This is a genomic window from Bacillus sp. jun7 (assembly GCF_051034795.1).
Lineage (GTDB): Bacteria > Bacillota > Bacilli > Bacillales > Bacillaceae > Bacillus > Bacillus velezensis.
This window is the reverse complement of record NZ_CP093219.1, coordinates 2650798-2670975: the sequence shown is the minus strand read 5'-3', so window position 1 is coordinate 2670975 and position 20178 is coordinate 2650798. Positions and strand designations below refer to the sequence as shown.

The 20178-nt window shown below is 47.6% G+C and carries 21 protein-coding genes; 3 read left to right on the top strand and 18 right to left on the bottom strand.

Going from position 1 to position 20178, the window contains the following annotated elements; all coding sequences use genetic code 11:
* Window positions 1-28: 28 nt before the first annotated feature.
* From MJQ52_RS13000 to MJQ52_RS12980, 5 genes are all read right to left on the bottom strand, one after another.
* Complete coding sequence (locus MJQ52_RS13000; RefSeq protein ID WP_012118732.1) at window positions 29-712, bottom strand: uracil-DNA glycosylase; 684 nt, start codon at window positions 710-712, stop codon at window positions 29-31.
* A 14-nt stretch (window positions 713-726) separates the two neighbouring features.
* Entirely contained in the window at window positions 727-1533 is an 807-nt protein-coding gene (locus MJQ52_RS12995) for a glycosyltransferase family 2 protein (RefSeq protein WP_094247918.1), read from the bottom strand.
* A gap of 84 nt (window positions 1534-1617) precedes the next feature.
* Window positions 1618-2145 carry a hypothetical protein gene (locus MJQ52_RS12990; protein WP_094247402.1) on the bottom strand — a complete coding sequence of 176 codons (528 nt, stop codon included), beginning with the start codon at window positions 2143-2145 and terminating at the stop codon, window positions 1618-1620.
* A 44-nt stretch (window positions 2146-2189) separates the two neighbouring features.
* Window positions 2190-2825 carry a permease prefix domain 1-containing protein gene (locus tag MJQ52_RS12985; protein ID WP_094247401.1) on the bottom strand — a complete coding sequence of 212 codons (636 nt, stop codon included), beginning with the start codon at window positions 2823-2825 and terminating at the stop codon, window positions 2190-2192.
* Window positions 2818-3156, bottom strand: coding sequence for a PadR family transcriptional regulator (locus MJQ52_RS12980; RefSeq protein WP_003150960.1), 339 nt, complete (start codon window positions 3154-3156; stop codon window positions 2818-2820). Before MJQ52_RS12980 ends, MJQ52_RS12985 begins: the two co-directional genes overlap by 8 nt.
* Before the next feature lie 149 nt (window positions 3157-3305).
* On the opposite strand from MJQ52_RS12980, the gene MJQ52_RS12975 reads away from it, so the two are divergent.
* Window positions 3306-4118: a bifunctional hydroxymethylpyrimidine kinase/phosphomethylpyrimidine kinase gene (locus MJQ52_RS12975; RefSeq protein ID WP_094247400.1), complete on the top strand. Its 813-nt coding sequence runs from the start codon at window positions 3306-3308 to the stop codon at window positions 4116-4118.
* Between the two features lie 30 nt (window positions 4119-4148).
* Here MJQ52_RS12975 and MJQ52_RS12970 read toward each other — a convergent pair whose 3' ends face one another.
* The 5 genes from MJQ52_RS12970 to MJQ52_RS12950 all read right to left on the bottom strand — a co-directional run bounded on the left by MJQ52_RS12970 (window position 4149) and on the right by MJQ52_RS12950 (window position 8694).
* Window positions 4149-4424 carry a hypothetical protein gene (locus MJQ52_RS12970; protein WP_046341456.1) on the bottom strand — a complete coding sequence of 92 codons (276 nt, stop codon included), beginning with the start codon at window positions 4422-4424 and terminating at the stop codon, window positions 4149-4151.
* 63 nt (window positions 4425-4487) lie between these two features.
* Window positions 4488-5927, bottom strand: a complete 1440-nt coding sequence (locus MJQ52_RS12965; protein WP_434181827.1) for a sucrose-6-phosphate hydrolase — start codon at window positions 5925-5927, stop codon at window positions 4488-4490.
* A complete protein-coding gene (locus MJQ52_RS12960) occupies window positions 5924-7306 on the bottom strand; it encodes a sucrose-specific PTS transporter subunit IIBC (protein ID WP_434181826.1) in 1383 nt (460 codons plus the stop codon). The genes MJQ52_RS12965 and MJQ52_RS12960 overlap by 4 nt, the downstream gene beginning before the upstream one ends.
* Before the next feature lie 219 nt (window positions 7307-7525).
* Window positions 7526-8356 carry a PRD domain-containing protein gene (locus MJQ52_RS12955; RefSeq protein ID WP_063636528.1) on the bottom strand — a complete coding sequence of 277 codons (831 nt, stop codon included), beginning with the start codon at window positions 8354-8356 and terminating at the stop codon, window positions 7526-7528.
* Between the two features lie 23 nt (window positions 8357-8379).
* Window positions 8380-8694, bottom strand: a complete 315-nt coding sequence (locus MJQ52_RS12950; protein ID WP_003150952.1) for a hypothetical protein — start codon at window positions 8692-8694, stop codon at window positions 8380-8382.
* A 493-nt stretch (window positions 8695-9187) separates the two neighbouring features.
* Here MJQ52_RS12950 and MJQ52_RS12945 point away from each other — a divergent pair, with 493 nt between their 5' ends.
* Complete coding sequence (locus MJQ52_RS12945; protein WP_434181825.1) at window positions 9188-11599, top strand: S8 family peptidase; 2412 nt, start codon at window positions 9188-9190, stop codon at window positions 11597-11599.
* Between the two features lie 41 nt (window positions 11600-11640).
* On the opposite strand, the gene MJQ52_RS12940 is transcribed toward MJQ52_RS12945, so the two are convergent.
* From MJQ52_RS12940 to MJQ52_RS12925, 4 genes are all read right to left on the bottom strand, one after another.
* Window positions 11641-12642 (bottom strand): LLM class flavin-dependent oxidoreductase, encoded by a 1002-nt coding sequence (locus MJQ52_RS12940; RefSeq protein WP_017418656.1) that lies wholly within the window; start codon window positions 12640-12642, stop codon window positions 11641-11643.
* Between the two features lie 163 nt (window positions 12643-12805).
* The gene (gene nfsA / locus MJQ52_RS12935) at window positions 12806-13555 is read right to left on the bottom strand and encodes an oxygen-insensitive NADPH nitroreductase (protein ID WP_065180317.1); all 750 of its coding nucleotides are present in this window, start codon (window positions 13553-13555) and stop codon (window positions 12806-12808) included.
* 102 nt (window positions 13556-13657) lie between these two features.
* Window positions 13658-14845: an FtsW/RodA/SpoVE family cell cycle protein gene (locus tag MJQ52_RS12930; RefSeq protein WP_014419183.1), complete on the bottom strand. Its 1188-nt coding sequence runs from the start codon at window positions 14843-14845 to the stop codon at window positions 13658-13660.
* A gap of 201 nt (window positions 14846-15046) precedes the next feature.
* The gene (locus MJQ52_RS12925; protein ID WP_128974140.1) at window positions 15047-15508 is read right to left on the bottom strand and encodes a GNAT family N-acetyltransferase; all 462 of its coding nucleotides are present in this window, start codon (window positions 15506-15508) and stop codon (window positions 15047-15049) included.
* A gap of 291 nt (window positions 15509-15799) precedes the next feature.
* Between MJQ52_RS12925 and ywcE the strand changes: the two genes are divergently transcribed.
* A complete protein-coding gene (gene ywcE, locus MJQ52_RS12920) occupies window positions 15800-16060 on the top strand; it encodes a spore morphogenesis/germination protein YwcE (RefSeq protein WP_007614574.1) in 261 nt (86 codons plus the stop codon).
* Window positions 16061-16103: 43 nt separating this feature from the next.
* Here ywcE and qoxD read toward each other — a convergent pair whose 3' ends face one another.
* The 4 genes from qoxD to qoxA are packed head-to-tail and all read right to left on the bottom strand — an operon-like array spanning window position 16104 to window position 20045.
* Window positions 16104-16472 carry a cytochrome aa3 quinol oxidase subunit IV gene (gene qoxD / locus MJQ52_RS12915; RefSeq protein ID WP_014419185.1) on the bottom strand — a complete coding sequence of 123 codons (369 nt, stop codon included), beginning with the start codon at window positions 16470-16472 and terminating at the stop codon, window positions 16104-16106.
* Between the two features lies 1 nt (window position 16473).
* Window positions 16474-17088 (bottom strand): cytochrome aa3 quinol oxidase subunit III, encoded by a 615-nt coding sequence (gene qoxC, locus MJQ52_RS12910; RefSeq protein WP_003150930.1) that lies wholly within the window; start codon window positions 17086-17088, stop codon window positions 16474-16476.
* A gap of 14 nt (window positions 17089-17102) precedes the next feature.
* Entirely contained in the window at window positions 17103-19052 is a 1950-nt protein-coding gene (gene qoxB / locus MJQ52_RS12905; protein WP_007614578.1) for a cytochrome aa3 quinol oxidase subunit I, read from the bottom strand.
* A gap of 27 nt (window positions 19053-19079) precedes the next feature.
* Window positions 19080-20045 carry a cytochrome aa3 quinol oxidase subunit II gene (gene qoxA / locus MJQ52_RS12900; protein WP_014306059.1) on the bottom strand — a complete coding sequence of 322 codons (966 nt, stop codon included), beginning with the start codon at window positions 20043-20045 and terminating at the stop codon, window positions 19080-19082.
* Window positions 20046-20178 lie beyond the last annotated feature (133 nt).

Below are 20178 nucleotides of genomic sequence, written 5' to 3'. Positions count from 1 at the left end.
GCCGGGCGGAAGCGCCTCAAAAAACCGTTTATTGCGGCAGGTCGGGGATGCACCAATCGATCGGCTGCTCCCCCATTTTTTCAAGGGCGGCGTTTGTACGGGAAAACGGTCTGCTCCCGAAAAAACCGTTCCTTGCCGAAAACGGGCTCGGATGAGTCGATTCAATAATAATGTGTTTCGATGTGTCAATGCGCTCTTTTTTCATCTGCGCGTGACGCCCCCACAGGATAAAGACAATCGGCTTCTCTCTTTCATTCACCACATCAATGATGCGGTCAGTGAGCCGCTCCCACCCCTTGCCTTTGTGGGAATTGGCCTGACCGCGGCGAACCGTAAGCACTGTGTTTAACAAAAGCACTCCCTGCTTCGCCCAGCTGACGAGCGATCCGTGGTTCGGTACGGAGCAGCCGATATCGTCCTGAAGCTCTATGAAAATATTTTTCAAAGACGGCGGCTGTCTGACCCCGGGCTGAACGGAAAAACTAAGCCCGTGCGCCTGTCCTGGGCCATGATACGGGTCCTGTCCGAGAATGACCGCTTTTACATCCTCATAGGGCGTATAATGCAAGGCGTTAAAAATATCATGGCTGTCAGGATAAATCGTTTGGCTGCTGTATTCTTGTTTCAGCATCTCTCTCAGCTCTTGATAATACGGTTTGTCAAATTCATCTTTCAGCTGATTCCACCAGCTGTCTTTTAAAAGCTGTTTCAAACTGTCCGTCCCCCTTATGAACTGTGCAGTCTTGAATGGACGGGCTTTCCGTCCCACACAATGTCAGTCGGCGCCTCCCGCCTCTTCATGTCCGGCTCTCCAAGAAGAACCGCGAAGTTTTTCGTCGGGAGCTCCCCAAGCCCGTGCTTTTCGCTTAACCGGTCTAAGTACCGCTTCCGTTTGCCGCCGAGATCCGCGGACTGATTGCCGCCTCCCTCAAAAAACGCATATATGACGCTTGCGCAAGGAACACGCTTCACACAGTGCTGTTTCGCGGCGCGCAAATAAAAGTCCCAATCCCAATAATTATGGACATCCGGATCAAAATACCCTAACGTGTCATGCAGAGAACGTCTGTACATGCTGCCTGACGGAACGTACGTGGAAAATACCCGCATATCCGCATAATCCGCCGTATAGGCGAATGGCTTTCGTGACACCGGGTATCTCGTGCCGCCCCGTTCTTCAAATGACACAATTTCCGCGTCAGAATGGACAAAATCCGCATCAGCAAGTGCAGCCGCCATTCTTTTCAAATGGCCCGGCGTAATGAAATCATCATCATCGCACAGCATGATGTAATCACCCGACGCTTTTTTCACACCTGCGTTCCGCGCTTCCACATGTCCGGCATTCTGTTCTAAATCAATAATCTGAATCGGCAGATCGCTGTACAGCTGCTTCGCTTGTTCGACCGATTCCCCGGCATCATTTACGATGATGACTTCATAAGGCTTAATGGTCTGCCTGGAAATCGACTCCAGCAGTTCACACAAAGCCGGAATCCGATTATACGTGACTATGACAATTGATATATTCATGACCCGCTCCTTCTGCTTTTTCTCATGTTCTATTAAAACATAAAGCGGCGGAGAGATCAGGGGGGATTTTTGATTTCGGCCCATTCAGAAACAAATCCACGTCATCCCCGCCAGCAAAACCAGAATGATCAGAAGGTCTCCCCAAACAGTGCATACCGCCTTGGCATTAAGTCTGCCCGCCTCCATGGCATTCCAAAGTTTTGATTGATAAACAGGCACCAGCACCATCGCATAGCATGTGCACAAGCAGACAAAAGCCGGCGGGACAAGCGCACATCCATCCTCATGCCAATCATGAATCAGTTCCGGTATACTCACCCCGCTGTCAATGTACAAGTATAATATACCCGCCAGCGGAATGAGCGAGCTGATCTGCAGCTCGAAAAGTTTCACCTTCCACTCACGCGCAAACGAAACAGCCCAAATCCATCCCAGCGCATAAAACAATAGAAGAAGCAAAATACTGAAAACAACAAAAATAGCGTCTTGCATCCCATTCAGAAACATAATAAAAAGACTCACAACGGGCAATGCAAGAACCAAGCCGCAGACGGTAAATACGGTAACGGCTATTTGGGCGCACGCACCGTACATCCACGAACCTAATCTCATTTTAACACCCCTATATAGATTCCCTATGTATATAGTAAAAAAGATCAGGCAAGTCTCTGCCTGCCTGCGTAAAAACCCATTTTGCCGCAAAACGGAAAACATACCGTCACAACGGCGCATACTGCCGCAAAACTCGGTGTGACCGCCGAAGGAAACAGCCCAGCCGGAACCAGATTGAACAAAAAGACAAACATAAAACATAGATTCGGCACCATTGAAGCCCATACCGTCCGCTCAGCAAGCTTTTTGCCGCCTGCCCCGAACTCTTTGCCAGCTTGATAGCCGATTTGGAACCAATACAGCACATAACCGATCATAATCAGCCATACTGAAACGGAAACCCCTTTCCACAGCGCGTCAACTGCGGGATGAACCCTCCACGCGTGCATCATCGTAATCATCGCCCCCATCACAAAAAGACCGCAGTTGCAGAACAGATAAAAGAGCATAAAAGTCCGCGCGGGAACCGCCGAAGCTTTTTGAAAAGCAGAGATAATCTCAGACGGAGTCCCCACTTCCCGCAGAATAAGCTCCATCGCTTCGCTTTCGGTTTTGCCTTTTTCCAGATGATCACAAATGGCATGATGAATATGGCTTTCGATTTCCTTTAATAATTCACGGCTTCCGGCCTTGCCTTCCAGCCCTTTTCTGATTTCGTGCACATAAAGGTCTTTATCCATTCTGCCCGCCCCGCTTCAGCATCCGGTCCATCAGAGCGGAGAACAGATTCCATTCCTTCGTCCGTTCGGCTAGAATGTTTTTTCCTTCATCGGTGATCCGGTAATATTTTCGGTCGGGCCCTTTGGTCTGCTTTTCCCAGTAAGAAGAAATATAGCTTTGGCGTTCAAGCTTATGAAGCGATGGGTACAGCGTGCCTTCCTTCATTTGCAGTTCATTCCCGCTTCTTTTCTCCATTTCTTTCACAAGTTCATACCCGTACATGGGCCGTTCATTCAGCAGCGTCAGCACCAGAATGACCGTGCTGCCCTTTACAAGCTCCCTGTTGAGCATTTATTTTCTCACCCTTACCTAGTAATCTTATGTAGGTATTGTACGCACATCCCCCGCGGCTGTCAAATCATTCCTCCAAGCCTTCCGTATTGTGATCGGGAGAAAATCTAACTATAATGAGATATAAAACACTGATGGAGGCCATTGATATGTCAATGCACAAAGCACTTACTATTGCCGGTTCTGATTCCAGCGGCGGCGCGGGAATTCAGGCCGATTTAAAAACATTTCAAGAAAAAAACGTATACGGAATGACGGCTTTGACCGTGATCGTAGCGATGGACCCGGAGAACAGCTGGGATCATCAAGTATTTCCGATTGATGCCGATACGATTCGCGCACAGCTGGCGACGATTGTTGACGGAATCGGCGTAGACGCCATGAAAACGGGAATGCTCCCTACCGTGGAGATCATCGAGCTTGCGGCGAAAACGATTAAAGAAAAACAGCTGAAGAATGTCGTTATTGATCCTGTCATGGTCTGCAAAGGAGCGAACGAAGTGCTGTATCCGGAGCATGCCGAAGCGCTTCGCACCCAATTGGCGCCGCTGGCAACCGTCATCACGCCAAACCTGTTTGAAGCAAGCCAGCTGAGCGGTATGGATGAATTAAAAACGGTGGAAGACATGAAAGAAGCGGCCAAGAAAATTCACGAACTCGGCGCGAAATATGTATTGATTACAGGCGGCGGCAAATTGAGACATGAAAAAGCGATCGACGTGCTGTATGACGGAGAAACCGCGGAAGTATTAGAAAGCGAAATGATTGATACGCCTTACACGCACGGAGCCGGATGCACATTCTCCGCCGCCGTGACGGCAGAACTGGCCAAAGGCGCTGAAGTGAAGGAAGCCATCTATGCGGCAAAAGAATTTATCACTGCGGCAATCAAAGAATCTTTCCCGCTGAACCAATACATCGGACCGACTAAACATTCGGCGATGCGTCTTAGCGGAAAATAAAATAAATATCCCCCTCATGATCGAGGGGGATTATTTCATTTTTTTCGCGGATGACCGCAAAAACATCTCAATCGATTGCACAAACAGCGCATATTCCTTCATCTGTTCATATGTATGCCTCAGCCGATCACTCCATTCATTGTGCGGCTCAGCCCTCTTGAGCATGCGATTCAGCTGAAGCAATACTTCTTTATATTCTTCCCGCTTATCTTCCACTTGCTCTGCGGCTTTGACAAGTAAACATTTCGGCGTCATCTTCTGATTTTTCAAAACTGAGAAAACAACTCCTTTTATTCCTGGAATCATAGGCTTTCGTTTGAAGAATAGCACAGATGGCATAGGTTTCACATAAGAAAAAAGAACGATTTTCTACAAAAGTGTCCAAATTGAGGCATTTATTTCCGTTTTTCCAACCGAAGTGACGGTTACGTCATCATTTCCCGGGAAAGGAAAATATCTGGCGCTGAATACCTCTTCTCCATCATTCAAAAACAATTCAATGGAGGATGCATCCAGAAAGAGCTGGACGGAATGCAGCTCGCTGATGGCGCAGCTTCTCTTTTCTTTTTCTTCTCCGCTGAAAGCGGTGCGCTCCAGCACAGCCAGCCCCTCTTCCTGATGAAATATAAACCGGGCCGCGCCCCGAATTGAGATTTCAAAACCGGATTCGCAAGTGATGTCTTCCAGCAGCACTTCAGCCCGGGACGCATCTTTCACCGGGAGGCTTACAGACGAGCAATTCAATTGAAGACGGCGCTTTTGTTCATCCCTGCGGCGCGATTTCATTTCCGGGAGCGGACGCTGTATGATTCTGCCGTTGGACAGTGACAGCTGTCTCGGCATCGTTAAGCAGTGAATCCAGTGATACGCATGTGTCGGATGTTTGTCCTCATGCTGATCCGGAACGCCCATCCACGCGAAGAGAATCCTCCGTCCCTTATCATCTTCCAGCGTCTGCGCCGCATAAAAATCAAATCCTCTGTCAAGCTCCGTAAATTCACCGTGCTTAAACTCTGGCGGCTCTGTATGCAGCCTGCCGAGGAAATAGCCCGCCTGGTGGCTGTTATGATATTTTATCCCGTCGGCTTCAAGCCCCTGCGGACATACGAGCAGCACGTCGGTTCCGTCAAGGGAAAACAGGTCGGGACATTCCCACATATAGCCGAATGACCCGAGACCGCCCGAGTCCGCCCCCGCAATCGCACCGAGAAACGTCCAATCCGTCAAGTTCTCTGATGTGAACAACACAGCGCTTCCGGTGAGCTTTTCTGTCTGCGCGCCGAGCACCATGTAATACGCCCCGTCCTTCTCCCACACCTTCGGATCACGGAAATGAGCGGTATAGCCTTCCGGGAGACGCGCGACGACTCCTTTTTTATCAAATACGATCCCGTCTTCGGATACGGCGAGGCATTGATACGTTTCCCGATTTCCTTCTCCGTCACGGACATTGCCTGTGTACATCAGGCAGAGCCGCCCGTCTTTTTCGATGGCGCTTCCGGAATAACAGCCGTTTTTGTCATACCACTCACCCGGCGCAAGCGCGATTTCTTCCTCTTTCCATTCAACGAAATCCTTCGTCGTCACATGCGCCCAAAATTTCGCGCCGTGCCCCGTATGAAATGGCTGCCATTGAAAAAACAAGTGATATGCGCCGTTCCAATGGATGACGCCGTTCGGATCATTTAAAAGCCCGACCGGCGGCATAACATGATAGTTCTGGCGGTATGGATCTGACGCGGCTGTTTCTTGCCGCTTCTTTTTCACTTCCTCAGCCTGCAGACGCAGCTCTTGATCCGGTGTCCTCATTTGACGGCCTCCTTTTCTTTAGCTCCCATAATGTAAGCGGCAATAAACGCCGAGACAGAGGCGATGCCCATTCCGATCAGATAGTTTATAAGATTTCCTAAACCGAGCGGAGCCGTGATGGCAATCATCGGAATTCCGGTCAGACCGTAAGCATTGGCTGCGACGCCGGTCACCACGACATAGGCCCCTCCCAGCGCTCCGCCGATCATTCCCGCGATAAACGGCTTCTGGTACCTTAGGTTCACACCGAAAATAACTGGTTCGGTTACGCCGAGAAAAGCGGAAAATGCGGCAGGCAGAGCGATTTCTTTCATTTTCGCTTTTTTCGTCAGGAAAAATACAGCCAGTCCCGCCGCGCCCTGACCGACATTCGCCATCGACCAGATAGGAAGGATATAGTTTCTGCCCAAATCAGCGATGAGGCCGGCCTCAATCGCATGAAAGCTGTGGTGCACACCGGTAAGCACAATAAGCGGATAAAGACCGCCGAAAAGAAGTCCGGCAACAATGCCCGCATGATCATACACATATGTCAGCGAGACGGTAATGCCTGATCCGATCGCCCTGCCAAGCGGACCGATTGCGATAAAGGTGATAAATCCTGTGACAATCACCGTGACAAACGGGGTGACCAATAAGTCGAATGCGTGAGGCACAATTTTTCTCGTGCCCTTTTCCACTTTGCTCATAATGTAAACGGCTAACAGTACGGGGATGACCGTCCCTTGGTAGCCGAGCAGCGCAATGTCGAAGCCGAAGAGCTGCATAAAATCAGGCGATGCATCCGCAAGCCCCCACGGATTCAAAAGCGCCGGATGGATCATAATCCCCCCGAGCACGGCACCGAGATAGGCATTACCGCCAAATTCCTTCGCCGCGCTGAACCCGATGAATACGGGCAGGAAGATAAACGCCGCGCTTGAAAACATGTCTAAAAGCTTAAACAGCGATGATTGTTCAGACACCCAGTGGAAAGCCTTCATCATGCCGAGCAGCCCCATTAAAAGTCCGCTTGCCACGATAGCCGGAATGATGGGAACGAATATGTTAGACAGTGTTTTCGCAAATCTTGCGGCCGGATTCAGCTTTTTTTTCGCCGCGTCCTGATGTGTCTCACGATCCTCCCGCCCCAAATCGGCTTCTTTTGAAAAAGCGTCATACACTTTATTCACAAGGCCGGTGCCGAATATAATCTGATATTGCCCCGAGCTGCTGAAAGCCCCTTTTACTCCTTCTGTCTCTTCAATATCGGCCTGGCTGATCTTCTGTTCATCTTGAATGACGAGCCTGAGCCGTGTGGCGCAATGTGTCGCGCTGATGATATTTGATTTCCCTCCGATATGTTTGATAAGCTGTTTTGCCGTTTCTTGATAATTCATGATGTATCCCCCTTTCTAAAATCAAAAAAGACCTAAAATTCGCCAACGAAAAAGGTCAGCATGATCCCTTTTTCATGTACGCAAATTTTAGGTCTTGCCTGCATTACCAGTCACAATCCCGCCGGATTCAGTTTTTTTAATGCGCTTTCATTCTATTCCATGATAGCGCTTTCGTCAATATGTTTTCAAAAAAAAAGTCTGTTTCTCGAAACAGACGCGTTATTCCGGGTTTTTTTGCAGACGCTGGACATGCAGCGTGATATAGCCGGCCTCGGATTCCGGCAGTTCCAAATCATATTCAGTTTTTAAAAACGCCGCCAGTTCAAGCGCACACCGATAAGCAAACGGATACTTTTTTTGGATGAAATAAAGCATCTCCTCGTCCATGGAATGGAGTGCTTCATTTGAGTCCAACCGGCTGACCGCATACCGCAAGTGCGTGACGAGGCGCTGATAGGAAATACTGTCTTCATCCACCTTCTGTTCGAAAAAGGATTCGATCTTTTCGATCATTTCTTTGATCATGGTTGTATGCTTCATCGCCAAATACATGCTTTTGGCATCCGCCTTGGCAGTGTGGATATGAAGCGCGATATACCCCGCCTCATCATCAGGCAATGATATACCGAGGGTTTGTTTCACGTGTTCAACCGCCCAGCGGCCGATCTCATATTCTTTTTTATAAAGCGCCTTAATTTCATGAAGCAATCGGTTATGCACCTGAAGGCCGTTTTGAATCCTTTCGATCGCAAAGGATAAATGGTCCGCCAGCGCAATGTGGATGTGATCGTTCAAAGGTGCCGCAAGCTCTCCCTCCGCATGGCTGATGATATCTTCAGCCGCCTCTATATGCTCTTCGGGAAGCGTTTCTAACACTTGTTTGAACTTTTCATTTTCGTCGTGCACGACAAATATTTTTTCAATTTTATGCTTTTGAATCACATCATTTTTTCTCTTTTGAAAAGCGATTCCGGGACCCATTACGATCTTTTCCCGTCCGTCTTCTTTTATTAACGCCGCATTGTTGTTTAATACTTTGTCTATTCTCAAGAGGTTCGCTCCCGTTCATATGTTTAGTGGGATTGTACCCTCTTTTTCATATGATGTAAAGGTGCCGGACCCGCGCGCTCCCGTTTCGGCAATTCTTTGCGGACAGGCATCCATCGGTTTTTATCCAGCCTGCCGCGGGCCGATTTCGTTTCATCGGTCAAATCCGCCGATCGGACACGGCTCACAAACGAAAAAGCCCCAGCCGTCCGCTTCGCTTTCTTATGATAAGCCGCTTGGTTTCCGTACACGGCGGCTAATGGATATCTTCCGTTACCCGGCGCCATCCAGTTCATCAGAAAGACCATCCACACCCGTAAAGATACTAGCAAACGTTTCATTGCAAATCATCCCTCCGCTTCTTTTTGACAGACAGCTTGTTCGCAGGCCTGTTTTTCTCTCCGCTTTAACGGAAAAGGCGGCCGATCCTTCTCCGCTAAAAACTAGCGGGTCTAGCAACCCTATGACTCTATGATAGACGCGGCCGGGCGAATTGTTTGTCACAATATGAGTGAAAAAACAAACTAGTTTTCAGAAGTTTTGTTGAAAGCTGATGGAAATGACCTGAAAAATGGAAAAGCCGATAAAAAAAGTTATACACACCTTATCCCTTGGTTAAGCACAGCTTAAACACAGTGTATATCCACATATCCACAAACTCGATCTATATTTTGTATAGGAACATTCGTTCCCAACAATATATATACACAAATTTATTCAGTTATACACAGACCAATTTCCATAAATGAGTCATATGTCACAAGGATTATTTTGAATTTTCAAGAAATATATACTAGATTTCTAATTCAGATAAAGAAAAAGGGGGAAACACGATTGAAAAAAGGAATCATCCGTTATCTGCTTCCGGCTTTTGTCTTATCCTTTACCTTATCCACAAGTTCACAGGCTGCGCCGGCTTCAAAACCGCAAACTCCTGATCTTGAGAAGGCTGAGGTGTTCGGTGACATTGATATGACCACCGGCAAACAAACGACAGTCATCGTGGAGCTGAAGGAAAAGTCACTGGCGGAAGCAAAGGAACTCGGCAAAGCACAGACAAAAAGCAAGCTGAAAAGCGAACGCTCAAAAGTGAAAAAGAAAGCGCTCAAAACCATTAAACACGGAAAAATCAACAGGGAATATGAGCAAGTGTTTTCCGGCTTCTCCATGAAACTCCCGGCAAATGAAATCCCCAAACTGCTGAGTGATCAGGATGTCAAAGCGGTTTATCCGAATGTCACCTATCATACCGATCAGCTCAAAGATAAAGACATCACCCTATCTAAGGATGCCGTGTCTCCGCAGATGGATGACAGCGCGCCTTATATAGGGGCAAATGACGCGTGGAAGCTCGGCTATACGGGTAAAGGCGTCAAGGTTGCCATTATTGATACCGGTGTCGAATATAAACACCCTGACTTAAAGAAAAATTTCGGACAATATAAAGGATACGATTTTGTGGATAACGATTACGATCCTGAAGAAACGCCGTCCGGTGATCCGAGAGGCGCGTCGACTGACCACGGAACCCATGTCGCGGGCACGGTAGCGGCAAACGGAACGATTAAAGGCGTCGCGCCGGATGCTACACTCCTTGCCTACCGTGTGCTCGGTCCGGGCGGAAGCGGAACAACAGAGAACGTCATCGCCGGCATCGAACGCGCCGTACAGGACGGAGCGGATGTCATGAACCTTTCTCTCGGCAATTCTGTGAATAACCCAGACTGGGCGACAAGCACGGCGCTTGACTGGGCGATGTCAGAAGGCGTCACGGCCGTTACATCAAACGGAAACAGCGGGCCGAACAATTGGACCGTCGGCTCTCCGGGAACGTCCAGAGAAGCCATCTCCGTCGGAGCGACCCAGCTGCCGCTGAACGAGTACGCCGTCTCCTTCGGTTCCTATTCCTCAGCGAAAGTAATGGGCTACAACAAAGAAGATGACATAAAAGCACTGAATAAAAAAGAAACAGAGCTCATAGAGGCGGGTATCGGCGAGCAAAAGGATTTTGAAGGCAAAGATCTGAAAGGAAAAGTCGCTGTCGTCAAACGGGGCAGCATCGCCTTTGTCGATAAAGCCGACAACGCCAAAAAAGCGGGCGCGATCGGTATGGTTGTGTATAACAATGCCCCGGGAGAAATTGAAGCCAACGTACCGGGCATGTCAGTGCCGACGATTAAGCTTTCATCAGAAGACGGCGAAAAACTCGTCAGCCAATTAAAAGCGGGCGGCACAAAAGCGACATTCCATTTATCCGTGGCTAAATCGCTCACTGAACAAATGGCAGACTTTTCGTCACGCGGTCCGGTTATGGACACGTGGATGATTAAACCTGACGTCTCCGCTCCCGGCGTAAACATCGTCAGCACCATTCCGACCCATGATCCGGCCGACCCGTACGGCTACGGATCGAAGCAGGGAACGAGCATGGCTTCCCCGCATGTAGCCGGCGCAGCTGCCGTTATCAAGCAGGCCAAACCGAAATGGAGCCCGGAACAAATAAAAGCCGCTCTCATGAACACCGCGGAAACCTTAACGGACGCGGACGGTGACGTATACCCGCATAATGCGCAAGGCGCCGGAAGCATCAGAATCATGAAGGCGATCAAAGCAGACTCCCTTGTCGCCCCGGGAAGTTATTCTTACGGAACGTTTATGAAAGACAAAGGCAATGAAACGAAAAAAGAAACCTTTACGATTGAAAACCAATCGTCCATCAGAAAATCATATCAGCTCGAGTACTCTTTCAACGGCACGGGCATTACCGTTTCGGGCACAGACCGGGTCGTGATCCCCGCTCATCAAACCGGAAAGGTCAATGCGAAAGTAAAGGTCAATGCCAAAAAAGTAAAGGCAGGCACCTATGAGGGAACCGTCACAGTGCGTGAAGGCGGAAAAACAGTCGCAAAAGTGCCGACGCTGCTGATTGTAAAAGAGCCGGACTATCCGCGCGTGACGTCAATCGACGTGCACGACGGCACAACGCAGGGAACCTACCAAATTGAAACCTATCTTCCGGCGGGAGCTGAAGAGCTTGCCTTCCTTGTATATGACAGTAATCTTGACTTTGTCGGCCAAGCCGGCATCTACAAAAAGCAGGATAAAGGCTATCAATATTTCGACTGGAACGGCAAAGTCAATGGTGACACCGCACTGCCGGCAGGAGAATATTATATGCTGGCCTATGCCGCGAACAAAGGGAAATCAAGCCAGGTGCTGACTGAAAAACCTTTTATCATTGAATAACCGAACAACCCTGCTGGAGCATCAGCAGGGTTTCTTTCTGATCATTCGGCAAAAGCTTCTCGAAGCAGGCGGTATGACTGAAGTTTATCTTCAAAATGATGAGTAATGGTTACAGCCATCACTTCTTCTGTTCCGTATGCTTTACTGAGAGCCAGAATCTGTTCTTTCACTTGCAGCTTCGTTCCGATGATCATTCGATTCCGATTATCGGCAATTCGTCTTTGTTCATACGGTGTATACGTATTTCCGCGGACGGTTTCGTAAGACGGTACGCCGTGAAGCGGAATCCCCTGTTCACCCGCAAGCAGTGTATAATCCATGACAGCCGCGAGTTCCTCCGCTTTCTCCTCCGTATCCGCGCACAGCACAAACACCGCCACGGCCGTTTTTGGTTCTTTTCCTAATGCAGAAGGTTTAAATCTGCGCTTATATTGTGCCGTCGTGCTTTCTCCGCCTTCTCCATTAATAAAGTGGGCAAACATATAGCCTGCTCCCGTTTCTGCGCTCAGAAGCGCGCTTTCCCCCGATGAACCGAGAAGCCAGACTTCCGGCGCCGTCTTAATAAGGGGTGATGCGGTCAGATTCGGAAAACGGTGATTGTCATCGGCTGCATCATGCAAATACATCGCCAGCTCACGAATCTGCTGCGGATATTGATCAGCATTCCGCTTCCCGCCGTCATTCAGCGCCCATGATGCGATCGGCATTCCGCCCGGCGCCCGTCCCAATCCGAGATCGATTCTGCCCGGCGTCAAACCTTCAAGCACGCGGAAATTCTCCGCCACCTTATATGCGCTGTAATGCGGAAGCATGACACCGCCCGATCCTACACGAATCTCATTCGTTTTCGCCGCAATATGGCTGATCAGCACTTCAGGGCTTGAACCCGCCAACCGCTCTGAAAAATGATGCTCTGACACCCAAAACCTCTTATATCCGAGCTTTTCCGCCTCCTGCGCCAGTCTTACTGTATTCCGCAGCGCGCTTTCCGCGGAACTCCCTTCTGATACAGGAGATTGATCTAATATGCTTAATGAAATCATCACTGTCACCTCCTCAACATCGTACCACTGCTAAGCCGTTTTTTCTTTCTGTATGCTTATAAGCATCCCTGATGATAAACATTTATATACCTTGTTCCATTTTGTCGAAATATGTTACACGTGAAACATAAAAAAACCTCTCCCGGTCAGGAGAGGTTTTTTCTTAATTCTTTTGAAAACCTTTATCTTTTACATATTGATTTAAATAGGTTCTCGGTTTTTGTTTCATGAACTGCAGGATTTGATCAGACCACGTTTCAACCCGCTTGCCGTTTGTCCGTTTATCATAATAATCGGAAATGGTTTCATCATATTCCTTCATATAACTGCGGAAGTTTTCTTCATTCGTATCGTACGTGTTTTCATGATATAAGGCTTGTTTCGGCAGGCGCGGCTTTTGACCGGACGGATGAGCGGGATGACCGACTACCAAGCCGAACAGCGGCAGCACATGGTCAGGCGTTCCAAGCACTTCCGTCACCTGATCAAGTTCATTTCGAATGCCTCCGATATAACAAATGCCAAGTCCCATTGATTCCGCGGCAACACTTACGTTTTGTGCGGCAAGTGCGGCATCAATGACGCTGACCATAAACATTTCCGTATTCTCAAGAAGCTCGGTAATGTTTTCGCCTTTTTCCTCAGCAAGTTTTTTATGGCGGTACAAATCAGCGCAGAACACAAACAAGTGCCCGTTATTTTCGACGTAAGGCTGGTTTCCGGCCAGTGCCGCCAGCTTCCGCTTTTTCTCTTTATCGGTTACACCGATGATGGAGTAAGCCTGCACGTAACTGGACGTTGACGCCGCCTGGGCGCTTTTCACTAATGTATCTATCTCTTCTGCTGTCAGAAGCTCGTCAGTAAATGATCGGATCGACCGATGATTAAGTATAGTTTCGATGGTATTGTTCATATAAAAGCCTCCTTCTTTATATATCATATCCGAAAGGGAATCATGTCAAAAGCGAAATGCTCTAAACAAAAAAAGACAGCCCGAAAAACGAGCCGTCTCACATTAAGAATTGAACAAGTAGCTTTTATATTTCGTCAGCTGCACACTTGCGTTATATACGATCCCGAAGCTGATTAATGTAGAAAGCACCGAGCTCCCCCCATAACTGACAAACAGCAGCGGAATACCGGTAACCGGCATAATGCCGATATTCATCCCGATATTCTGGAAGGTGTGAATCACGATAAGTGCAGTAAATCCTACGCAAAAAAACGCGCCAAATCGGTTAAACGCATGCAAGCGGTCAATCAGCACCACAAGTCTGTAAATTAAAAAGAAAAACATGACAACCGCAATGGCGCAGCCTAAAAATCCAAAACTTTCACCCAAAATCGCAAAGATAAAGTCGGTCTGTCCCTCAGGTACGTACACCTTCAGATTATGAACGCCGTTTCCGGTAATGCCGCCCGATCCGATCGCCATAACGGCCTGATCCACCTGCCAGCTTTTATCGCTCTCTGCCTGAGTCGTTGCCGCACTGGAGTCAGACATCCACGATGTAATCCGGTTAATTTGATAATCCGCAATGCCGATTGAATTCGCCACATGGGGAAATTCAATCACGAGAACTAAGAAAAGGCCAAGCACAAGCGCGGCCGAACCGCCGATGATGGTGATCAGCTTCCAGTTTACACCCGACATAAACACCATCACCATAACGATAAACAGACAGATCGCACCCGTTCCGGCATCCTGCAAAACGATCAGCCCGAGCGGAATGACCGTCCATGCCGCAATTTTCAAGAGCAGATTCACATCTTCCCGAAGTGATCTTTGATCCTTCGGGCCCGCCTTCGATATAATGGACGCGACCATCATCATAATTCCTATTTTCGTAAACTCAGAGGGCTGGAGGGTAAAGTTTCCGATTTGAAACCAGCTCTTCGCTCCGTTTTTAATCGGCGCGATGGATTCCGGCGCCACACGCAAAAGGAGCAGCGACAGCACGCCGGCAATCAATACGTACAGACTCAGTTTTTCAAGCTGCTCTAAATCAAAGTACAGCAATAATCCGATGAATCCCGCACCTATAACATAGAAGACAATCTGTTTCATCCAGGCACTGCCTCCGTACTGCCCGAACTGTCCGGCCGCATAAATCGCCGCAACACTAATTATTAAAAACACACCAAATATAAAAATCAAATCCCCCTGATAATAGGGATTTTGCTGTTTCTTATATCGACTCATTCTATCCCGCCTTACATTTTCATCGGAAGTCACTATTGTTTATTATACATGAACACCGTTCAAGAAAACATGATGAGGTTGCTTCCTTTTTATTTTTTACGGTTTGGGGACTACACGACATATGACGTGTCAGAAAAGGAAATGTTTCGGTCATGATGAAACTTTTCCGATAAAAAACCCCTTCTCGTCAGAAAAGGGGTTTCAGCTTATGTTTAACGTCATAACCAAGCTGTTCGGGTTCTCTTTATAATGTGCAAACGGATCACAATATTGAAACAACCCGGCTTTTTCATACAGGCGTCTGGCGGGGAGAAAAGCCTCCATAGAACCGGTTTCCAAGCTGATCCGCTGATAGCCCCGCCGCCTTGCTTCTTCAAGCATATGGCGGAGGATCCGGTTGGCTGCGCCTTTTCTGACATGATGCGGAGAGGTTTTCATTGATTTGATCTCACCGTGCCGGCTGTTTAGCTTCTTTAAGGCACCGCAGCCGAGCAGAATGCCGTTTTCCCTCGCACTCCAAAACGTAACGTCAGGCTGACGCAGCCGGTCCGCATTGAGCGCATGTATACTTTCCGGAGAAGAATGCATGGTCATGCTCTTCAGATGATCCTGCAAAAGCGCAATGACATCCGGCGCTGTGACATCTTCTTTCCTTACGTCCACTTCAAACCACCCTTGCTGTGCATGTTTCTTTGACCATAGCAAAGGTTCACAGCCTGCGCCATTCCATTGTCCGGAAATGTGACAGGGTATTTGGCCTTTCCGGTTTCTTGTACCTATCCAAAAATGAGGCAATAGTTGCAATACATTTCTCGAAAAAGCGGTATCAAAAATTGGAAAACATGGTATAATAATTGTAACAAAATGTTCAAAAAACGACCACAAAACAGACACATTTTATTCTCTGTATTTCATTTTGGAAACGCTCCCATAAAATGAAAGGAGACACGTAAGATGGACATGTTTTTTGCTTATTTACTGGTCGCAAGCGCAACACCCCTCTTTATCTGGCTGGATAACAAAAAAGTCGCTCTTTCGGCCATACCGCCAATTATTCTCATGTGGGTTTTCTTCTACTTTTACGCAACCAGCAGCCTATCCCCTCTCGGCCATACACTCATGATCATCCTGTTTGCCGCCAACGTCATCGTTGCCCATATCGCCGCCTTTATCATTTACGGCCTTCCGCGCCTGCGCCGGAGAAGAAGCCAATAAAGGCACAAAAAACCCTCTTCGCATAAACGAAGAGGGTTTCTTTTTATTCCTGATGTTCGGAATGTTGCTTCGCACCGCCAGGAGGGTTTCCATCCATATGGTCACCGTGATGGTAGTGCGCCGCAAAGATCCAGATGGAACCAAGGATGATAACAATCGCTCCGAAAAATCCGAAGAGCGTGTTTCCGACTTGAATTCCGCCGTTTTCGCTTTCTGTCATGTGCATGAACATGAGAAGCTGAAGACCGGCTTGGATAAATGCGAATCCGAAAATGATCCAGAGTTTTGCTGATGGGCTTAATTCCGTATATACCGCAACCCAAAGGGCCAGCAGGGTCAGAATAATAGACAACGCAAAACCTACGATATGCTTCCACGGAAAGTGGCTGTGTTCAGCAGATTTGTTTGCCATATTATAGTCCCCCCAATCCGATGAGATAGACGCCTGTAAAGATGAAGATCCAAACAACGTCTAAGAAGTGCCAGTATAAACTTGAGATAAAGATTTTTGAAGACGTCTGCGGCGTTAATCCGCGTTTCTTCAATTGCAGTAAGATGCCGGCAATCCAGAAGATACCGATCGTTACGTGCGTTCCGTGCGTTCCCAGAAGGACGAAGAATCCAGACCAGAAAGCACTTGTACCGAGAGATGCTCCTTCATGTACATAGTGGATGAACTCGTTAAGCTCACATCCGACGAAGCCCGCGCCGAGAAGAAGCGTAATGATCGTCCAAATGACGACGCCTTTTAAACTTCCGCGACGCATTTCATGAACAGCGATCCCGCAGGTGAAACTGCTGATCAGAAGCAGGAATGTCATGATCATGACAAGCTTCACTTCAAATAATTCAGCCGGTAAGACTCCTCCTGCTGTTCTTCTTTGAAGAACGAAGAAGGTTGCAAATAGTGTTGAGAACAACACAATCTCTGCCCCTAAAAAGATCCAAAACCCGAGAATATTGAGTCTGCCGGTTTCAGATTGATATTCCATAGGCGCGTTAGAATTGCCGTGTTCTGCATGTTCCATAAATCACGCCTCCTTTATTCGGAAATCTTTCTTTCCGTCTCTTTTATTTCTTCAACAGGTATATAGTAGCCATTGTCATATTCAAATGAACGAAGCACCATGCAAAGCAGAATGCCGATCAAGCCGACAATGCCCATCCAGAACCATTCAAATACAAGTCCGAAGCCTGCAATACCGAACGCCACTGACATAATAAGCGGTCTTCCGGAGTTGTGCGGCATATGGATTTTCTTGAACTTGCTTTCCGGATGAATATCCGTTTTGTCTTCTTTCAATTGCAATAACGCATCTTGAGATTTCACTTCAGGAAGCACCGCAAAGTTGTAATGCGGCGGAATCGCAGATGAAGTCGCCCACTCAAGCGTACGTCCCACGCCCCATGAATCTCCGCTGATCTCGCGAGTAGAGTAGCGGAAGCTGTAGTAGATGTTGTAGCAAAGGATTAAGAATCCGACACCCATCATGAAGGCTCCGACAGTTGAAATAAAGTTCAATGCAGTCCATCCGTCATTCGGTCCGTAAGTGTAAATACGGCGAGGCATACCTTGCAGCCCCAAGAAGTATTGAGGGAAGAAACATACATTAAATCCGATCATAAAGATCCAGAAGAACCATTTTCCGATTCTTTCGTTCAGCTTGTGGCCGAACATTTTCGGATACCAGAAAATAAATCCTGCGAAACATGCAAATACCGTACCCGCGATCAGCACATAGTGGAAGTGAGATACGAGGAAGTACGTATTATGGTATTGATAATCCGCTGCAGCCATCGCAAGCATAACCCCTGTTACCCCGCCGACAACGAAGTTCGGGATGAACGCAAGCGCCCACAGCATCGGTGTTGTAAAACTGATTCGGCCTTTATACATCGTAAAGAGCCAGTTAAAGATTTTAACCCCGGTCGGAACCGAAATCGCCATCGTTGTAATCGAGAAGAAAGAGTTAACAGACGCACTGTTCCCCATTGTGAAGAAGTGGTGGGTCCATACTAGGAAACTCAGGACGGAAATGGCGATAATTGAGCCGACCATCGCTTTGTAACCGAATAACTGCTTTCTTGCAAACGCTGAAATAATTTCAGAGAAAATACCGAATGCCGGTAAGATAACGATATATACTTCAGGGTGTCCCCAAATCCAGAACAAGTTAGCCCAAAGCATCGGCATACCGCCGGCTTCCAGCGTGAAAAAGTGAGCGCCGAACAAACGGTCAAATGATAACAGCGCCAATGCCACTGTCAAAACAGGGAAGGCGAATACGATAATAACCATTGTAATCAGCGTCGTCCATGTGAACATCGGCATACGCATCAGCGTCATGCCTTTCGTACGCATTTTCAGGATCGTCACCATAAAGTTGATACCCGTCATCAGCGTACCGATACCGGCAATCTGAAGACCGAGCAGGTAGAAGTTCTCACCAGGCCCGGGACTCATGTCGTTGCTTGCCAGCGGCATGTAACTCGTCCAGCCTGCGTTCGGAGAACCTCCGATAACGAAAGAAATATTGAAAAGCATCGCACCTACAAAGAACGTCCAGAAACTCAGGTTGTTCAAGTAAGGGAATGCTACGTCGCGCGCACCTATCTGCAAAGGTACGACAACGTTGATCAGACCGATTAAAAACGGCATCGCCATGAAGATAATCATGATCGTACCGTGAGTCGTAAAGATCTCATTATAGTGGTTTGAGTCTAAAAAACTGTTATTAGGAAGCGCTAACTGGGCGCGCATCATCAAGCCGTCGACCCCGCCGCGGAACAGCATGATAACAGCAGAGATAATGTACATGATTCCAAGTTTCTTATGGTCTACAGACGTCAGCCATTCAGACCAGAGCCATTTCCACTTTTTGAAGTATGTGAGTACAACGATGATAGCGATAGTGGAAAGCGCAATGGAAACTTGTGCGCCCAGAATTAATGGGTCACCTGTTACAAAAAATTCATCCCATCTCAATTTCATTCGGGCTTCCTCCTTTCTTGTTCAATTTCAATCTTGTTTATCGTCGGATACTTTAAATTCGTTTTTCTTTACATCTTCCCACGGGTCTGTTTTAGAGTGCGGTGATACGGCTTTGTAGCCAAGGCGTTTGCGCGCCTCCATCGCATATTCGGCATCTTGGCCGTGGTCAACGTATTTTAAGTGTGTAGAAGAGAACGTTAATTTTCCGACATTCTCCGGAAGCATCAGTTCGTCATACTTCTCTTTCGTCAGCTTTGGAGAATCGCTTTGGGCTTTTTTCACCCAGCTGTTAAAGTCTTTTTGCGTAACAGCTTTTACGTTGAATTTCTGGTCGGCAAAGTGTTCGCCGGTGAAGTTCGCGTTGCGGCCTTCATATGTTCCCACTTTGTCAGCCTGTAAGTATTGATCCATCAGCATTCCCGCCATCGCGTATTTTTGTCCCCCAAGCTGAGGAATCCATAGCGATGCCATTGAATCTGCTGAAGAAATTTTAAATAAAACCGGACGGTCTACAGGAATGTTCAGGTAGTTAACCGTCTCAATATCCTGCTCAGGGTAGCTGAATACCCATTTCCAGTCTACCGAAGTAGCATAAACAACAAGAGGCTCTTTATCCTTTGTCGCTTCAGGCGCTTTTTCTAACGAATATATCGTCTGTACGGTAGGCACAGAAAGTGCAATAACAATTAAAATTGGGATCACTGTCCAGACTACTTCTAAGAACGTGTTGCCGTGCATCTCGGGCTTGTAATTTCCGCTGTCTTTGCCTTTGCGGTCGCGGTATTTCACTAAAATGATTGTAAATAGTACGAATACGACGCCGACAATGAACAGCATAAATCCGATTGACAAGAGAATCAGATCTTTCTGCTGGTCTGCTACAGGTCCTTTCGGATCTAAAACGGAAATGTCGCTGCATCCGCCCAGTACGAAAACAACAGCCAACATCGCTAATAAAAGTAACGGTTTAAATGCTCTGAACAAGAAGATCACCATCCTTCCTATTGATGTAGTGAATCTGAAATGTACTTTCTCAAAATCTTTTCTCTATCTACCTTGTTATGCTATCAAAATCTGCACTTATTAGCTTTATTTTTTTCTAAAGTTCATCTTTTTTTCGACCTAA